1 protein-coding gene is annotated in these 399 nt (G+C 32.8%); it reads right to left on the minus strand.

What is annotated here, in order from left to right:
- On the minus strand, positions 1–379 hold a 379-nt coding region (locus JNB85_RS30470; RefSeq protein ID WP_220338126.1), incomplete at its 3' end, for a hypothetical protein.
- Positions 380–399: the final 20 nt, after the last annotated feature.

A 399-nucleotide genomic window follows, 5' to 3' on the forward strand; every position in this document is an offset into this window, starting at 1 on the left:
GTTTTTGAAGTATCGACCATTGTTGATCAATTTCTTCATTAGTATTCCCTTTCATAAGACCATCATGGTTTTCTTTATAGGTTAATCTGTGATTAATTCCATAAGTAATAGTTTGACTATCATTGAACTGTACTGAAATATCACAAGACCACGAACCCGGTTTGTCATTATAGTAAGGATCCATAATCTTAATCTCCTTAATCCCTTGGTAGGAATTCTTTAACGCATTAACCAGACTTACTTCATATTCTCTATTTCGACGCTCTTCTTGAGACTTCCCTAACAACCTAAACATAAAAATAGCTCCTGCTGTGATGGTTGCGAGTAACAAAATGATTAGTATTCTTGTATGACTTTTTTTAATTCCAGAATTATTCATTTAAGCTTTTCTCCTTTTTC

This window comes from Rhizobium mesosinicum (assembly GCF_019511345.1).
Taxonomy (GTDB): Bacteria; Pseudomonadota; Alphaproteobacteria; order Rhizobiales; family Rhizobiaceae; genus Rhizobium; species Rhizobium mesosinicum.